Raw genomic sequence first — 13,953 nt, 5'->3', positions numbered from 1 at the left:
TTGCGTCCTCGATCGTTCGATAGCTTGGAGCGGCGGCTCAGCGTCGGCTGAAGCGCGCCACGAGTTTGTCGCCGAGCGTCTGCAGCGCCTGCACCAGCAGCAGCAACAGCAGCACCGTCACCACCGCCACGTCGGTGTGCGAGCGCAGATAGCCGTCGCGGTAGGCGAGGTCGCCGAGGCCGCCGGAGCCGATCGCGCCGCCCATCGCGGTATAGCCGATCAGGGCCACGGTGGTCACGGTGGCGCCGGCGATCAGGCCGGGCAGGGCCTCGGGCAGCAGCGCGCGCAGCACGATCTGCCGGGTCGTCGCGCCCATCGCCTGGCAGGCCTCGATGATGCCGCGGTCGACTTCGCGCAGCGAGGTTTCCACCAATCGCGCGTAGAACGGCGCCGCGCCGACCACCAACGGCAGGATCGCGCCGCGCACGCCGAGCGAGGTGCCCATCGCCGCGAGAGTCAGCGGAATCATCACGATCATCAGGATGATGAAGGGCACCGAGCGCAGGATGTTGATGAGCAGCGACAGCACGCCGTACAGACGCGGCTGCGCGCGCAATTGGCGCGGGCCGGTCAGGAACAGGGCGATGCCGAGCGGCAGCCCGATCAGCAGGGTCAGCGGCAGCGCGCCGGCCAGCATCAGCAAGGTATCGAGCGTGGCCTGGCCGATCTCGGCCCACTTGCCGGCGTCGAGGTGTTGGAACCAGCCTGGGTTCGGGCTCATCGCGCGATCTCCTCGACGTGCACGCCGGCCTGGCCGAGCGCGGCGACGGCGGACTCGCTGTCGCCGCCGACCAGGGCGATGGTGAGCTGGCCGTAGGGCGTGTCCTTGATCCGGTCGATGCGGCCGGCCAGGATGTTGTAGTCGACGCCGGTCTCGCGCGCGACCCGGCCGAGCAGGGGCTCGTAGGTGTGCTCGCCGATGAAGGTCAGCCGCAGCAGGCGCCCGGACACCGCGGCGAAATCGCGGTGCAGGCCGCCTTCGTCGACGTGCTCGGCCTCGGAGACGAAGCGGCGCGTGGTCGGATGGCGCGGGTGCAGGAATACCTCGGCGACCGGGCCGCTTTCGACCAGGCGGCCGGCGTCGAGCACGGCGACGCGGTCGCAGACGCGGCGGATCACTTCCATCTCGTGGGTGATCAGCACGATGGTCAGGCCGAGCTCGCGGTTGATCTCGGCCAACAGCGCCAGCACCGAGGCGGTGGTCTGCGGGTCGAGCGCACTGGTGGCCTCGTCGCACAGCAGGATGCGCGGCCGGCAGGCCAGAGCGCGGGCGATGCCGACCCGCTGCTTCTGTCCGCCCGACAACTGCGCTGGGTATTTGTCGGCGTGCGCGCTCAGGCCGACCCGGGCGAGCAGTTCGGCGACGCGGGCGGCGATCTCGGTGCGCGGCGTGCCGGCCAGTTCCAGCGGAAACGCGACGTTGGCCGCGACCGTGCGCGAGGACAGCAGGTTGAAGTGCTGGAAGATCATGCCGATGCGCTGGCGCAGCGCGCGCAGGCTGGCGCCGTCGAGCACGCTGGCGTCTTCGCCGTCGACCAGCACCCGGCCGCCGCTGGGACGTTCGAGGCCGTTGATCAGCCGGATCAGGGTGGATTTGCCGGCACCGGAGTGGCCGATGATGCCGAACACTTCGCCTTCGACGATGTCGAGATCGAGCGGCAACAAGGCCGGCACCTCGTGACCGCCGGCGCGGAACGATTTATGGACCTGCTGGAATTGGATCATGGACCGTCGTGGGCGTGGCTGTGCGGGAGAGGCGAGGCCGTGCGGCGCGGCACGGCGCCACTCCGAGGCCGGGCGTCGGACCGCCACACTATCATCCGGCAAAGCGTGAAGCGGCCGGCATTGTAAGACGGCCGCGCGGCGGGGACCGGCCGCCGCGGTTATGTGGATATGCCCGATCGCGTTGAGCGTCCGGCGAGCGACTGCGCCAACGTCGGTGAAGGCGGACGGCGCGTGTCAAAATGTGACGTGATAAGCAGTTTGTCGCCCGCGCCGACTAGTGTGCTTTGTATCCCGGTGCGCGCCGTAGCTGGCTCTCGCGCGGCTTCGGCGTTGGCACGATTCGTGTGCATTCCCACATGCAGGTATCGGCATGGCAGGAGCCAGCGGCATGAGCGGTGAACATGAGCGGTAAACCGGACAGGCAACTTACGCACGAGGAACGCGAACGCGAGCGCGGACCGTCAGCCTCGCTGGTGGCCGCCTTGACGGTCGCCTCGATCCTGGCGGTGATCGCCGCCCTCATCGCCAGCCTGGCCCGCACCTAGCGCCAACCCGGGCGCAGGCCGTGCACGCACCTGCAACCGTCTGCGTCACCGAGGTTGTTCATGCGTCTGACCCCGCCCAGTTTCCCCATCTTCTTCATTTCCGCGCTGGCCGGCGGCGCCGGCATCGCCGCGCGCCTGGGCTATCTGCCCTTCCTCGCCGGCTTCGCGTTCTGGCTGGTGGCGCTGGGCTTCGTCCTGCTGCTGATCGGTTCGCTGTTCCGCAACCTTTGATCGACCTCGTTGATTGAACCCGGCCGCGCACGGCCTGCAGCGGCCCGCTTCGCCGAGCCGGTTCATCAGCCCGCTTCCGAGCCCGGTCGTCGAACCCGGTTTTGGAATCAGCCTAGGCCTTCGACGGCACCGCCGAGCTGCTGCGCTCGAAGCGCGGCAGTGCGTCGTCGACCTCGAACCAGGGCAACTGCGAACCGGTCCAGACGTGGTCGTCGATGCGCACGCGCTCGGGGTGGTCGAGGCTGCCGACGCAGACCTGCACCCGATCGGCCAATACGCTTTCGCGCATGCCGAGGGTGCTGCCGCAGTTCGCGCAGAAGCCGCGTTCGGCGTAGTCGGAAGAGCGGTACCACGCCGGCGGCGAGGCGAGCCAGGCGAAGGCCCCGGCCGGAAAATGCACGAAGCCCAGCGCCGGCGCGCCGGAATGGCGGCGGCACAGGCCGCAGTGGCAGATCACTCCGCGCAACGGCGCCGCGGTCGCGCGGTAGCGGATCGCGCCGCACAGACAGCCGCCTTCGAAAATCGTATCGGTCATCGCAAGTCTCCGGTTCGGCGCCGGCGACGGGCCTGCCGTCGCGCGCCATGCGCTTTCGCAGCGCCACAGTACGCCAGAACTCCAACCGCGGCGCCGACCTGCGCTAGGCTGGAGGCCCGCCGCTCCGCCGTGGATGCCATGCCGCAACGTTCGTCCCCGGCCGACGCCGGCCGCGGTCCCGGCGCCGACCTGCGCGGCATCGGCCGCCTGACCGTCGAAGCGATCGCCGGCGTGGTCGATCTGGTCGAATCCGTCCACGCCACCATCGTCGCTCTGCCGGGCCCGCTCGGCGCACCGGTGCTGAACCCCACTCGCGGCATCAGCGGACTGGTCTATCGCAGCGTGCGCGGCATCGCGCGCTTCGTCGGCGACGGGCTCGACCTGGCGTTGGCGCAATTCGCGCCGTTGCTGGACCGGATCGAGTCTCCACCGCAGCGCGATGGCCTGGTGTCCGCGCTCAACGGCGTGCTCGGCGATCATCTGGCCGCGACCGCCAATCCGCTCGCGATCCGCATGCGCCTGCGCCACGACGGCAAGCCCTTGCGACTGGGTCGCAAGGGCTTGGCCGCGGCGTATCCGCAAGCCACCGGCAAGTTGGTGGTGATGGCGCACGGGCTGTGCATGAACGATCTGCAATGGCAATGGAGCGGGCACGATCACGGCGCCGCGCTGGCGCGCGATGCCGGCTGGACGCCGGTGTATCTGCACTACAACAGCGGCCGCCATATCTCCAGCAACGGCCGCGAGTTCTCCGCCTGCCTGGAGCGGCTGCTGCGCGAGTGGCCGGTGCCGGTGGAGCGCTTCGCCATCGTCGGCCACAGCATGGGCGGTCTGGTCGCGCGCAGCGCCTGCCACGCCGCCGCACGCGCGGGACAAGGCTGGCTGGCGCGGCTCGACAGCCTGGTCTTCCTCGGCACCCCGCACCACGGCGCGCCGCTCGAACGCGCCGGCAGCTGGTTCGACATGTTGGTCGGCCGCAGCCCGTACACCGCGCCGTTCGCGCGCCTGGGCAAGATCCGCAGCGCCGGCATCCAGGACCTGCGCCACGGCAACCTGCTCGATTCGGACTGGCGCAAGCCCGGGCACGCCGGCGACGGCCGCCACGACACGCGTACACCGGTGCCGCTGCCGGCGCGGGTGCGCAGTTATGCGGTGGCGGTGTCGACCGAGCAGCGCGCTGCAGCGAAAGGCGGGGATCGCTCCACGCTCGGCGGCGACGGCCTCGTCCCGATCGCCAGCGCGCTGGGGCAGCATGCCGATCCGGCCTTCGATCTGCGCCTGCCCGAGGAGCGGCAATGGGTCGGGCACGGCCTGCATCATCTCGACCTGCTCGGCGATCCGCGGGTATACGAGCGCATCCGGCGTTGGCTGGAGTGAGCTGCGTCGCATCGCGGCGTAGGGGGCTCACGCCGAAGCCAGGAGCGTACCCATCCATCGACAGGCCGGCAGCGGCCGCCGGAGGTTGCAGTGGTGGACATCTCGCGGGAAACGATCGAACAGACCGAGGCGCGCTTGCTGGCGGTGACCAAGCAGGCGCGCCTGCTGGCGTATCCGGGCACCTATGCCTTTGTCGAATTTCCTTTGGCGGCTTTCCCCGCCGCGGTGCGCGCCGATGCCCTGGCCCTGGTCCGCGACGACGCGGTCTGGAGTCAGCTGGTGCCTTGCGAGGACCCGAGCGAAGCGCTGTTCGCCTTGTTCCGTTTCCATTTTCCGGGCCGCGCCGACAACAGCGGCTTCGTCGGCTGGTTGGCCTCGCGGCTCAAGCGCAAGTTCGGCACCGGCGTGTTCGTGACCTGCGGGCAGAACCGCCGCGACGGCGGCATCTTCGACTACTGGGGCGTGCCGGCGGCGCTCGCCGCGGAGATCGCCGCTGAACTCGATGCGCTGGTCTCGCCGGAACAGATGACGCTGGCGCCATAGCCGATCGCACCGGCGCGCCGGCAGTCGCCCGATCGCGTGCCGGCCGCGCCCGCCGCGATTGGCTATCCTGGCGGCCCTCTCAAGTTTCAGGATCGTCATGGCACAGGGTCGTGCAAGTTTTCTCAAAATCCTTCCGTTGATCATCGTCGGCGCCATCCTGGGCCGGATCATGGCCTCGATGGCGAGCGGGTCGAGCGTCTTCAACTGGCTGATCGGCCTGCTCGTCGTCGGATTCGGCGCTTACCTGGTCTGGCTCTTCGCGTTCAAGAACCAGGCCACCCGCAAGGCGACGCCGGCGCAGACCGCGGCGGCCCTGGACTTCCAGCCTGAGCCCGGCCGGAGCGTGATCTATCTCTACCGCAAGCAGTTCGTCGCGGTCCTGGTCGGCATGGACGTGGTCCTGGACGGCGATCTGATCGGGCAGACCCGCGGCTTCTGTTTCTATCGCCTGGTGGTCGAACCAGGCCGGCACGTGCTCGGCGGCGACGGCAAGTGCAAGGATCCCTTGAGCTTCGAGGTGGCGGCCGGCGAGGTGGCCTACATCGAGAAGGAAATCCTGATGGGCGCGTTCAAGGGCGGCTATCACTACCGGCGCATCGACGATGCCGCCGCGGCGCAGGCCACGATCCGCAGCTGCAAGTTGCTGTTGCCCAAAGGCTGATCTTTCGTTGGCGATCCGGCGATTCGCACGGGTCGGGCGGCGCAGTCGTCGAGCCATCGCCGCCGCGGACACCGCAGCGGCGATGGTCTGGTGCCGATCAGTCCTGGGTGGCCTGCGACTCGCCCAGATGGCGGCCCAGGAAGCTGCGGATGCGCAGGGCGATCGGTTGCGCGTCTTCTTCGAGCGCGAAGTGCCCGGTATCGAACAGGTGCACCTCGGCCTTGGGCAGATCGCGCTGATAAGCGTAGGCGCCGGCGCTGAGGAAGATCGGATCGTTCTTGCCCCACAACACCAGCATCGGCGGCTGGCGTTCGCGGAAATAGGCCTGCCATTGCGGGTACTTGCCGGGATTGGAGCCGTAGTCGTAGAGCAGGCGCAGCTGTATCTCCTGCACGCCGGGCCGGTCGAGCAAGGCCTGGTCGAGCAACCAGTTTTCCGGCGCGATCGCCGACGGGTCGCGCACGCCTTCGAGGTAATGCCATTTCGTCGAGGCCGGACTCAGCAGCTTGTCCGCGAGCAAGCTCGAGCGTTGCGGGGTCGGCTCCTTCCAATAAGCGCGCAACGGGTCCCACAAGGCGCCCATGCCTTCGTCGTAGGCATTGCCGTTCTGCACGATCAGCGTCTGGATGCGTTCCGGGTGCTCGACGGCCAGGCGAAAGCCGACCGGCGCACCGTAGTCGAAGAGGTAGAGGCTGTAGCGCTCGACCTTGAGTGCCTGCAGCAATCGGTCGACGCTCTGCGCGAGCCGGTCGAAGCTGTAGTCGTACTCGGCCGGCGAGGGCATGGCGCTGGCGCCGAAGCCGGGGTAGTCGGGCGCGATGACCCGATAACGGTCGGCGAGCAGCGGCATCAGCTCGCGGAACATGTGCGAGGAACTCGGCAGGCCGTGCAGCAGCACGACGACCGGCGCGTCCTTGGGGCCGGCCTCGCGATAGAACAGTTCGGTGCCGTCGACGGCGATACGGTGATGGGCGGTCATGGGGCGTTCGGTGGTGGGCGGCGGAGTCTGCGCAATGGCGGAAGCCCCGGCCGAGAGCGGGAAGCACAGAAGTGCGGCGCTGGCGAGCGCTGCGCTTAGCAGAGCTGCGCTTAACAGAGCTGCGGGCAATCGAGGCATGACGGTTCTCGGGAGAGTGGGGGAGATCGCTGCGGTCGCGGGGGCCGGCGGATCGAAACGAAGCTGGGTGCGGCGACGCGCTAGAGATCCAGCGCCAGATGTTCGGAATGCGCCCGCGACACGCAAATGCACATCAAGGCGGCGCGTTCCTTCTCGGCGGCGCTGAGGGCGTTGTCGCGATGGTCGGGTGCGCCGTCGAGTACCTTGACCGCGCAGGTGCCGCAGTTGCCCGCCCTGCAATCCGATGGCGCGGCCACCCCGGCCGACAGCAGCGCGTCCAGGATCGTTTGCGTGCCGGCGACGCGGATCCGCCGCTCGGAACGGCGCAACTCGACTTCGATGGCGCGGTCGTCGGGCCGGGTGGCCGCATCGAAGCGTTCGATCCGGACCCGCTCGCCGATCCCCAGGCTCGCCGCGACGGTGTTGAGCTCATCGATCAGACGAGCGGGGCCGCAGGCATAGATCTGCGTATCCGTCGCCAGGTTCGACAACAGCCGGCGCAGGTCCAGGCGCACGCCCTGATCGGCCGGATACAGGCTGAGCCGTTCGCCGAACTGCGTCTGCAGGGCCTGCAGGAACGGCAGTTCGCGCAGGCCGCGGCCGGCATAGTGGATCTGGAACGGCTGTCCGCGCCGCGCCAGCGTGTGCGCCATGGCCTTGATCGGGGTGATGCCGATGCCGCCGGCGATCAGGACCACCGGACGCGTGTCTTCGCCCAGCGCGAAATCGTTGCGCGGCAGTTCGCAACGCAGGCGCAGCCCCAGCTCGAACCCCGCATGCACGGCCTTCGAGGCGCCGCGTCCGGACTCCTCGCGCAGCACCGCGATTTCATAGGCGTCGCGTCGCGCCGGGTCCGAACTGATCGAGTAGTGGCGCAGTTCGATCTTGGCGCCCAGCCGCACCGGCACGCGCAGATGCGCGCCGGCAGCCACCGCCGGCAAGGTCTCGCCTTGAGGATGGCGCAGTTCGTAAGCTCTGACCCGCGCGGTGAGCTGGCGAACACCGGCGACCACCAGCTCCAGCGGACCCTCGCCCCACACCGCGGCTTCGGCGTCGGCCGCGCGCGGGGCTTCCTCGGCCGGCGGCGGCCGTGTCGGCGCGATGCGTTCGATCTCGGCCTCGGTGTAGCGAGGAGTGATGTGTTGCGGGCAGTTCCAGTCGCAGGCCTCGACCTCGATGACGATGCCGCGTTCGACACGGGCGCGGTACTCGGGCACTTCCAGGCGCGCGATCAGAGCGGCGTCCTCGCTTTCGTGGACGATGCGCGCGCGGCCCCAGATCTTCAGCCGGCGCCGGTTCGGGTAGTCCATCAGGATCAGCGAAATGCGCCCGTCGGCGGCGAGATTGCCGACGCTGAGGTATTGGCGATTGCCGCGGAAATCGGCGAAACCAATCGTTTTCGCGTCGAGCACCTTGAGGAAACCAGCCGGGCCGCCGCGATGCTGCACATAGGGCCAGCCCGATTCGGACACGGTCGCCTGGTAGAAGCTGTCGCGTTCGGCGATGAATTCGGCCTCGCGTTCGCCGATCGAGTCGCGCGCGTCCTCGGCCAGTTCGAAGGCACGATTGGCCTCGCGGCTGCCGTGGCGTTGTTGCGCCTCTCTGACGCTGGGGGTGAATGCGATATCGGCGAATGCGCGGCTCATGCGGTGCTCCGGCCGGCGGCGGCGTCGCGCCGCCGGACTGGGTTCGGGAAGCGATCGTCCTGGCGACTCAGGCCGCCTGCGACAACGCCACCTTCGGGAAGTCGATCTCGACGCGGCTGGCCTTGCCGAGGATGTTGGTCAGCAGGTTCATGCCGACGTGGGTGATGATCTCGACGATGTCGGCGTCGCTGAAGCCGGCCTCGCGCACCTCGGCGATCTCGGCGCTGGTGACTTCGCCCTGATGTTCGACCAGGGAGCGGGCGAACTTCACCGCGATCGCGGCCTTGGCGTCCTGGCTGCCGCCGGCGCGGTTGGCGGCGATCTCGTCGCCGTTCAAGCCGGCGTTGCGGCCCAGGGCGGTATGCGCGGACAGGCAGTACTCGCAGGCGTTCTGCTGGGCCAGGGCCAGGGCGATGCGCTCGCGGGTCTGCAGGTCCAGGCTGCCTTCCTTGGCGATGCCGTGCAGGCCGAGGAAGGCGCGCAGGGCGGCCGGCGAATTGGCGAAGACCTTGAGGAAGTTCGGCACCGAGCCGAGCTCGCGCTGGATCGCGTCCAGCAGTTGCTGTTGTTCGGTGTCGGCGGTGGGGCGGTCGATGACGGCGATGCGGCTCATGGGAAAGCTCCGAGGGGAAGAGGGCGGGTCCGAGGCCGGCGTCGTTGGGCGTGCGGCTTCGGCGTGGCGTCACTGTCTGCCATTTCGCTTGCCATAAGAATCATCGAATCGCAAAATTCATTATTACGTTAGAAGGAATAATCCGGATGGACCGACTGCACCTGATGACGGTCTTCGTCGCGGTCGCCGAAGAGGAGAGCTTCGCCCGCGCCGCGCGCAAGCTGCGCCTGTCGCCGCCGGCGGTGACGCGGGCCATCGCCGGCCTGGAAGAACGCCTGGCGGTCAAGCTGCTCGACCGCACCACCCGCTTCGTCCGCGCCACCGAGGCCGGGCAGCGCTATCTCGAGGATGCGCGGCGGATCCTGGCCGAGATCGACGAAGCCGACGAAGCCGCGGCCGGCATCAACGCCGAACCGCGCGGACACCTGGCGGTGACCGCGCCGGTGCAGTTCGGCAGGCTGTTCGTGTTGCCGGTCGTCGTCGACTACCTGCAACGCTATCCCGGGACCCAGGTGTCGGCGCTGTTTCTCGACCGGGTGGCGAACCTGATCGAAGAGGGGCTCGACGTCGGCGTGCGCATCGGCGAGCTGCCCGACTCGAACATGCAGGCGATCCGCGTGGCCCGGGTGCGCAGGCTGCTTTGCGCCTCGCCGGAGTATCTGCGCCGGCATGGATTGCCGAAGACGCCGGCGGACCTGGCCCAGCACGACATCGTCTCCGCGCTCGGCGTCAACCCCACGACCGAATGGAAATTCGGCGACGGCCGCAAGGCGCAGTCGGTGCGGGTGCACCCTCGCCTCAGCGTGACCACCAACGATGCGGCGATCGAAGCGGCGGTGCAGGGTTTCGGCATCACCCGCCTGTTGTCCTACCAGATCGCGCCGCACCTCGCCGCCGGCCAGTTGCAGATCGTCCTGGGCGAGTACGAATCCGCATCCCTGCCCGTGCACGTGCTGCACCGCGAAGGCCGCTATGCCTCGGCGAAGGTCCGCACCTTCGTCGATCTGGTGGTCGCGCGATTGCGCGGGAACAGCGCGTTGAATTGAGCTCGCCGCGACCTGCCCGCAAATCCCCCGGCGCAGTTGCCACTCGCCTGGCCCCACGGCGCAGGCGCCAGTCCGCTTTGCAGAGCGGGCGAATTGCACGGGCGCCCGATGATGGCGATCTGCCGGGTGCCCGCGCAGAGCTGCGCCGGCCGAACCCGGCGCTCAGAACCGTTCGCCGACCGGCAGGTAGCGCCACTCGCCGACCGGCATCTTGCTCAGCGAGATACGGCCGATGCGCAGGCGGCGGATCGAGACCACCTCGAACCCGACCTGGCGGCACATGTCGCGCAACTGCCCGGGCTGTACGTCCTTGATCGCGAAGCGCAGGCGGGTTTCGTTCTGCCAGCTGACCTTGCACGGGCGCAGCGCGCGGCCCTGGTAGCTCAGGCCGTGGGCGAGCTTCTGCATGCCGTAGGGCAACAGGTCGCCGGACACCTCCACGACGAATTCCTGTTCGAGCTGGGCGTAGTCCTCGGTCAGGCGGCGCCAGACGCGGCCGTCCTGGGTCAGCACCACCAGTCCGCTGGCCTCGCGGTCGAGCGGCACCAGCGGGGTCAGGCGGTGGAAATGACGCTTGAGCAGGCGCACCTCGGACAGGTCGCCGGGCGCGCGGGCGGACGGCGCGACGAGGCCGGCGATGTCCTTGAACTCCAGGCCGGCCGGTTTGTGCAGCAGCATCGTCGCCGGCTCGATCGGTTCCAGGCGGGCGTCCGCGGCCAGCTCGACGGTCTGGGTCGTGACCAGAGTTTGCGGCTCCTCGACGATTTCGCCGTCCACCGACACCCAGCCGCCCTCGATGTATTGCTGGGCGTCCGTGCGCGAACAGGGCAGCTGTTCGGCGAGGCGTTTGTCGAGGCGGACGGGTTCGGACATGACGGAATTCGATACTGGGGTCGCCAAGTGTAAAGATATACGCCTGTTACGCCGGGATTCCCCCTCAGCCGGCGCCGTTTCCCCCACAGGACTACATGAAGACTCCACCCGGATTGCAGGCGCTGATCGACGACGGCGTGATCGACGAGGTCATGCGCCCGCTCAAGAGCGGCAAGGAGGCCGCGGTCTACGTGGTGCGTACCGGCGATGAGGTGCGCTGCGCCAAGGTCTACAAGGACATGGCGCAACGCAGCTTCCAGCAGCGCGTGCAGTACCAGGAAGGGCGCAAGGTGCGCGGCAGCCGCGAGGCGCGCGCGATCGGCAAGGCCACCAAGTACGGGCGCAAGCAGCAGGAAACCGCCTGGAAGAACACCGAGGTCGAGGCGCTGTACCAGTTGCGCGATGCCGGCGTGCGCGTGCCCGAACCGTACGGTTATTACCACGGGGTACTGGTGATGGAACTGGTCACCGACGCCGACGGCCATTCCGCGCCGCGCCTGGGCGAGGTCGAGCTGGCGCCGGAGCAGGCCCGCGGTTTCCACCGTTTCCTGGTGCGGCAGGTGGTCAAGATGCTCTGCGTCGGCCTGATCCACGGCGACTTGTCCGAGTACAACGTGCTGGTCGCCCCGGACGGTCCGGTCATCATCGATTTCCCGCAGGTGGTCAGCGCAGCCGGCAACAACGCCGCGCGCAAGATGCTGCTGCGCGACGTCAACAACCTCACCGCCAGCCTCGGCGCCTGGGCGCCGGAGCTGCTGGATACCTGGTACGCCGAGGAAATGTGGGCCCTTTTCGAGGCCGGCGAGCTGCGTCCGGACAGCGAACTGACCGGTGTGTTCGCGCACGACGAGTCGGCGGTCGACCTCGACAGTGTCCGCCATGCCATCAACGACGCCCGCGAAGAAGCCCTGATCCGCCAGCAGGGCCGCGAAGCCGCGGCCGAAATGGACTGAGCCGGCGGTAAAGGATCGGCCGGGCGCACCGATCCGGCTTCGCCACCGCACCGTCCGCCGTGCGCGCGTCTTGGGACCGCTGTTCCGGTCGTCGCGACCGCCCGACCGGGTTCGCCCGATCGGATCAGTACGATCGGATCGGTACGATCCGGGGCCCGGCGCGGAACGGTTCGGCGTCGCCGCTGGACGGACGCAGAGTGAGACGGCGTCGGCTTTTCACGGCGACGCGGGCGCGGGAACGCTATAACCCGAGGGCGCTGCGAGCGACGCTGGCCGGTGCAGCCAGCTACATTGAACGGAGCCGGGGCGGGCGGAAGCGGTGGGCAGGACGCAGACGCATGCCTACACTGGGCTTCGTCCGCGACAGGCGGTCGCGATAATCACTGCCCAGATAGGTAATGCTTCATGGCATATGCGGGGATCGGTCATGAATAACATCACGATTCGGCAGCGGATCATCCTGAGCTTCGCCGTGATCATCGTGGCGATGGTGGTGATGGGCGGCATCGCCCTGCAGCGGCTGTTCCACATCCAGGCCGAGGAAAGCCGCCTGCGCGAGGATTCCATCCCCGGGCTGTACGCCGCCGGGCAGATGGAAACCGAGTGGCACGCTTATTACACCGCGCTCAACGGTCTGTCGTCCGCCGATGCCGCCCAGCGCGCGCGCGCGCAGGAGCGGCTGCGCGCACGCCGGGCCGCGTTCGAGCAGGCGCTGGGACGTTACCGCACCACCGCCCTTCTAGCCGAGGACCGTCGCAATATCGAGGCTCTGGCCGGTCTGGTCGCCTCGCTGTTCGCGCTGCAGCCGGACTTGGCCCGGGCCGGCGAAGCCGGCTCGGCGGCCCTGCAGGAGGCGATGCGCACGCGCGCCGAGCCGATCTTCGCCAAATCGATCGAGGTCATCGCCGCCATCATCCAGTACAACTACGCCGAGGCAGTGGAGTCCGGCGACCGCATCGACACCGCGGTGAAATCGGCCGAACTCGGCATCGGCCTGACCTTCGCCGGCGCGGTGTTGCTGGCTGGGCTGGCCGGGTTCTTCCTGTTGAAGGCGATCACCCGGCCGCTGCACCGGCTCGCGCGCGCCGCCGACATCATGGCCAAGGGCGATTTCAGCCAGCGCCTGAATTTCTCGCGCAGCGACGAATTCGGCGCCGTGGGTCACGGCTACGACCGCATGAGCGGCGAGTTGGCCGAACTGGTCGGGCAGATCCAGACCTCGGGCATCCAGGTCAACTCCTCGATCAACGAAATCACCGCGACCTTGCGCGAACAGCAGGCCACCGCCGCGCAGATCGCCGCGACCACCACCGAGATCGGCGCCACCTCGCGCGAGATCGCCGCGACCTCGAAGGAGCTGGCGCGCACCATGGGCACGGTCGCCGGCAGCGCCGAGCAGACCGCCTCGCTCGCCGGCCACGGCCAGGAGGGCGTGGCGCAGATGGAGCAGACGATGGGCCGGATGATCGACGCCACCGCGGCGATCAGCGCCAAGCTCGCAGTGCTGGCCGAGAAGGCCAGCAACATCAGTCAGGTCGTCACCACCATCACCAAGGTCGCCGACCAGACCAACCTGCTCTCGCTCAACGCCGCCATCGAGGCGGAAAAGGCCGGCGAGTACGGCCGCGGTTTCTCGGTGGTGGCGGTCGAGATCCGCCGCCTGGCCGACCAGACCGCGGTGGCGACGCTCGACATCGAACAGATGGTGCGCGAGATCCAGTCGGCGGTGTCGGCCGGCGTGATGGGCATGGACAAGTTCTCCGAGGAGGTCCGCCGCGGCACCAGCGACGTGCAGCAGGTCGGCGGCCAGTTGTCGCAGGTGATCGAGCACGTGCAGGCGATGGTGCCGCGCTTCGAGGTGGTCAACGAAGGCGTGCAGGCGCAGGCGGCCGGCGCCGAACAGATCAACCTGGCGCTGGGCCAGCTGAGCGAAGCCGCGCAGCAGACCGTCGATGCCCTGAAGCAGTCCAACCAGGCGATCGACGAACTGCACCAGGTCAGCGCCGGGCTGCGCGACGGGGTGACCAAGTTCAAGCTGCTGGGCTGAGCGCGACGCCTTCGGGCCGCGGACGCAACGGGAGGACGATG

General features: G+C 68.8%; 15 protein-coding genes. 8 read left to right on the top strand and 7 right to left on the bottom strand.

Features of this window, described 5'->3' with window-relative positions; translation table 11 throughout:
* Window positions 1-37: 37 nt before the first annotated feature.
* Together AC6CH2_RS06230 and AC6CH2_RS06225 are read right to left on the bottom strand one after the other, a co-directional pair.
* Window positions 38-721 (bottom strand): methionine ABC transporter permease, encoded by a 684-nt coding sequence (locus AC6CH2_RS06230; RefSeq protein WP_435395493.1) that lies wholly within the window; start codon window positions 719-721, stop codon window positions 38-40.
* A complete protein-coding gene (locus AC6CH2_RS06225) occupies window positions 718-1,725 on the bottom strand; it encodes a methionine ABC transporter ATP-binding protein (protein WP_498268441.1) in 1,008 nt (335 codons plus the stop codon). The genes AC6CH2_RS06230 and AC6CH2_RS06225 overlap by 4 nt, the downstream gene beginning before the upstream one ends.
* A 401-nt stretch (window positions 1,726-2,126) precedes the next feature.
* Between AC6CH2_RS06225 and AC6CH2_RS06220 the strand changes: the two genes are divergently transcribed.
* Together AC6CH2_RS06220 and AC6CH2_RS06215 are read left to right on the top strand one after the other, a co-directional pair.
* On the top strand, window positions 2,127-2,270 hold the full coding sequence (locus AC6CH2_RS06220) for a hypothetical protein (protein WP_498268440.1): 144 nt from the start codon (window positions 2,127-2,129) through the stop codon (window positions 2,268-2,270).
* Between the two features lie 60 nt (window positions 2,271-2,330).
* On the top strand, window positions 2,331-2,501 hold the full coding sequence (locus tag AC6CH2_RS06215) for a hypothetical protein (RefSeq protein ID WP_498268439.1): 171 nt from the start codon (window positions 2,331-2,333) through the stop codon (window positions 2,499-2,501).
* A gap of 112 nt (window positions 2,502-2,613) precedes the next feature.
* On the opposite strand, the gene AC6CH2_RS06210 is transcribed toward AC6CH2_RS06215, so the two are convergent.
* Window positions 2,614-3,036, bottom strand: coding sequence for a GFA family protein (locus AC6CH2_RS06210; RefSeq protein ID WP_498268438.1), 423 nt, complete (start codon window positions 3,034-3,036; stop codon window positions 2,614-2,616).
* A gap of 138 nt (window positions 3,037-3,174) precedes the next feature.
* On the opposite strand from AC6CH2_RS06210, the gene AC6CH2_RS06205 reads away from it, so the two are divergent.
* The 3 genes from AC6CH2_RS06205 (at window position 3,175) to AC6CH2_RS06195 (ending at window position 5,617) form a co-directional block, all read left to right on the top strand.
* On the top strand, window positions 3,175-4,413 hold the full coding sequence (locus AC6CH2_RS06205) for an esterase/lipase family protein (RefSeq protein WP_498268437.1): 1,239 nt from the start codon (window positions 3,175-3,177) through the stop codon (window positions 4,411-4,413).
* 90 nt (window positions 4,414-4,503) lie between these two features.
* Window positions 4,504-4,956 carry a DUF6196 family protein gene (locus tag AC6CH2_RS06200; protein WP_498268436.1) on the top strand — a complete coding sequence of 151 codons (453 nt, stop codon included), beginning with the start codon at window positions 4,504-4,506 and terminating at the stop codon, window positions 4,954-4,956.
* 97 nt (window positions 4,957-5,053) lie between these two features.
* Window positions 5,054-5,617 (top strand): hypothetical protein, encoded by a 564-nt coding sequence (locus AC6CH2_RS06195; RefSeq protein ID WP_498268435.1) that lies wholly within the window; start codon window positions 5,054-5,056, stop codon window positions 5,615-5,617.
* 97 nt (window positions 5,618-5,714) lie between these two features.
* Here the strand turns inward: AC6CH2_RS06195 and AC6CH2_RS06190 are convergent, their stop codons facing one another.
* The 3 genes from AC6CH2_RS06190 to AC6CH2_RS06180 all read right to left on the bottom strand — a co-directional run bounded on the left by AC6CH2_RS06190 (window position 5,715) and on the right by AC6CH2_RS06180 (window position 8,993).
* The gene (locus tag AC6CH2_RS06190) at window positions 5,715-6,596 is read right to left on the bottom strand and encodes an alpha/beta fold hydrolase (protein WP_498268434.1); all 882 of its coding nucleotides are present in this window, start codon (window positions 6,594-6,596) and stop codon (window positions 5,715-5,717) included.
* Window positions 6,597-6,814: 218 nt separating this feature from the next.
* Window positions 6,815-8,380, bottom strand: coding sequence for a 2Fe-2S iron-sulfur cluster-binding protein (locus tag AC6CH2_RS06185; protein WP_498268433.1), 1,566 nt, complete (start codon window positions 8,378-8,380; stop codon window positions 6,815-6,817).
* A 67-nt stretch (window positions 8,381-8,447) separates the two neighbouring features.
* Window positions 8,448-8,993: a carboxymuconolactone decarboxylase family protein gene (locus AC6CH2_RS06180; RefSeq protein WP_498268432.1), complete on the bottom strand. Its 546-nt coding sequence runs from the start codon at window positions 8,991-8,993 to the stop codon at window positions 8,448-8,450.
* A 146-nt stretch (window positions 8,994-9,139) separates the two neighbouring features.
* On the opposite strand from AC6CH2_RS06180, the gene AC6CH2_RS06175 reads away from it, so the two are divergent.
* On the top strand, window positions 9,140-10,039 hold the full coding sequence (locus tag AC6CH2_RS06175) for a LysR family transcriptional regulator (RefSeq protein ID WP_498268431.1): 900 nt from the start codon (window positions 9,140-9,142) through the stop codon (window positions 10,037-10,039).
* Window positions 10,040-10,201: 162 nt separating this feature from the next.
* Here AC6CH2_RS06175 and AC6CH2_RS06170 read toward each other — a convergent pair whose 3' ends face one another.
* On the bottom strand, window positions 10,202-10,912 hold the full coding sequence (locus tag AC6CH2_RS06170) for an rRNA pseudouridine synthase (RefSeq protein ID WP_498268430.1): 711 nt from the start codon (window positions 10,910-10,912) through the stop codon (window positions 10,202-10,204).
* A gap of 95 nt (window positions 10,913-11,007) precedes the next feature.
* Here AC6CH2_RS06170 and AC6CH2_RS06165 point away from each other — a divergent pair, with 95 nt between their 5' ends.
* On the top strand, window positions 11,008-11,865 hold the full coding sequence (locus AC6CH2_RS06165) for a PA4780 family RIO1-like protein kinase (RefSeq protein ID WP_498268429.1): 858 nt from the start codon (window positions 11,008-11,010) through the stop codon (window positions 11,863-11,865).
* Between the two features lie 427 nt (window positions 11,866-12,292).
* Window positions 12,293-13,912 (top strand): methyl-accepting chemotaxis protein, encoded by a 1,620-nt coding sequence (locus AC6CH2_RS06160; protein ID WP_498268428.1) that lies wholly within the window; start codon window positions 12,293-12,295, stop codon window positions 13,910-13,912.
* The last annotated feature ends 41 nt before the right edge of the window (window positions 13,913-13,953 follow it).

This window comes from Lysobacter sp. GQ73 (assembly GCF_059758755.1).
Note: the sequence above shows the minus strand (reverse complement) of the source record. Positions and strands in the feature narration are given on the sequence as shown.